A 1,670-nucleotide genomic window follows, 5' to 3' on the forward strand; every position below is an offset into this window, starting at 1 on the left:
AGTTCGAAGAATGGTGCTGGACGCGCGATCTTGAGCCTATGCCGGCTATGCCGGAGGTAGTGGCCACATACCTTGCCTCGCTGGCGCAGGCGGGGAGGGCGGACAGCACCATCGGGCGGCACCTTGCCGCCATCGCCTGGCACCACAGGCAGGCAGGTCAGGTCGCACCCCAGCATCGCGATCCGCGCGATGTCATTGGCGACACACTTGCGGGGATCCGGCGTGAGCAACGCGCGCGGCCGACGCGCAAGAAGAGTGCTATTCTGGCCGCCGATCTGGCTCGGATGTTCGCAGCGGCCGAAGGCCAGAGTCCACGAGCGATCCGCGACCGGGCGGTCATGGCACTTGGGTTGGCGGCGGCGCTGAGGCGTTCCGAATTAGTCGCATTGCAGTTGGCTGACCTCGAACTTGTGCGCGAGGGGCTTAAGCTGACGATCCGGCATTCGAAAACTGACCAGGAGGGGGCAGGGCAGGTCATCGCGGTGCCTTCTGGTAAGGTGCTCAAGCCCGGTGCCCGGCTGAATGAATGGCTCAGCGTCAGAGGAGGAGAGGCGGGTCCGTTGTTTTACCGCACCGACGCACAAGGGATGATGACCAAGGAGCCGATGTCAGATCGCTCAGTTGCCCGCCTAATCCAGCGCTATGCAGAAAAGGTTGGTCTCGATCCTGCCGCAGTCGGTGCCCACTCGCTGCGCTCAGGATTTCTCACCGAGGCGGCCAAGTCCGGTGCGTCATTGCCGAAGATGCAGGAGGTATCGCGGCAGAAAAAGGTCGAAGTGCTGCTCGGCTACGTCCGCGACGCAGCGCTGTTCGAAAACCATGCGGGCGAGAGATTTTTGTAGACCGTGTTTTTATGCACTCTGCTTCGCCGATCAGACAGGATTTTTCACATGAGATAGCTTGAATGTCAGCTCCCGCCAGAAGCTGACATTCAGCGCTTAGACGAACCCCGACCACGTCGCGACATAGGTGAAGTCCGACACCCACAGCATGTTCGGTGCCGGCGCATGGAACTGACGGTTGACCTGATCGAGCGGACACGGAGCCGCCTTGTCGCTGATCGTCGTCTTCACCGGCTTGCCCCGGATCACGCCCTGCAGGCCCAAATCACGCATCAAACGCTCCACTGTGCAGCGGGCAATATCAAAGCCCTCCCGCTGCATCTGCCGCCACACCTTGCCCACGCCGTAGACCTTGAAGTTGGCATCGAACACGCGCCGAACCTCGGGCTTCATGGCCTCATCACGCTGGACACGTGGTGACAGGCGCGAGGGATCGCGTCGCGATGCCACACGTTCATGATAGGTGGATGGGGCGACCCGGCAGATCGGCTCGACCCCATACTCATCCCGATGCTCGACAATGAAGGCAGTCATTGCTTGAACGGGCGGTCGAGCTCCGCCTGGGCAAAATATGCCGACGCCTTGCGCAAAATCTCGTTGGCCTGCCGAAGCTCACGGTTCTCGCGCTCCAGCGCCTTCAAGCGGTCTGCCAGTTCGGTGGGAACGCCAGCACGTTTGCCGCTGTTCACCTCAGTCTTCTTTACCCACTCTAGCACCGTGTGCCCCGAACAGCCGATCTTCTCGGCAATAGATGTGATCGCCGCCCAGCGGGACTGAGAACACCGGGAATAAAAGGGGCCACGGATCGGCCGGTAGCACCGGATTAAA

Annotated in this window: 1 protein-coding gene, 1 pseudogene and 1 other annotated feature; of the genes and pseudogenes, one reads left to right on the forward strand and one right to left on the reverse strand. The window is 61.3% G+C overall.

All coding sequences use genetic code 11. From position 1 onward, the window contains the following. Window positions 1-842 (forward strand): site-specific integrase (locus AX708_RS17355; protein WP_067490515.1); only part of this gene is annotated, 842 nt, incomplete at its 5' end. Between the two features lie 99 nt (window positions 843-941). Here AX708_RS17355 and AX708_RS20110 read toward each other — a convergent pair. Next, window positions 942-1,670 (reverse strand): annotated as a pseudogene (locus AX708_RS20110) (IS3 family transposase); the annotation flags it as partial. Beyond that, window positions 1,311-1,418, reverse strand: a sequence feature (AL1L pseudoknot). It overlaps the preceding pseudogene by 108 nt.

The organism is Erythrobacter sp. CCH5-A1, assembly GCF_001557115.1.
Lineage (GTDB): Bacteria > Pseudomonadota > Alphaproteobacteria > Sphingomonadales > Sphingomonadaceae > Erythrobacter.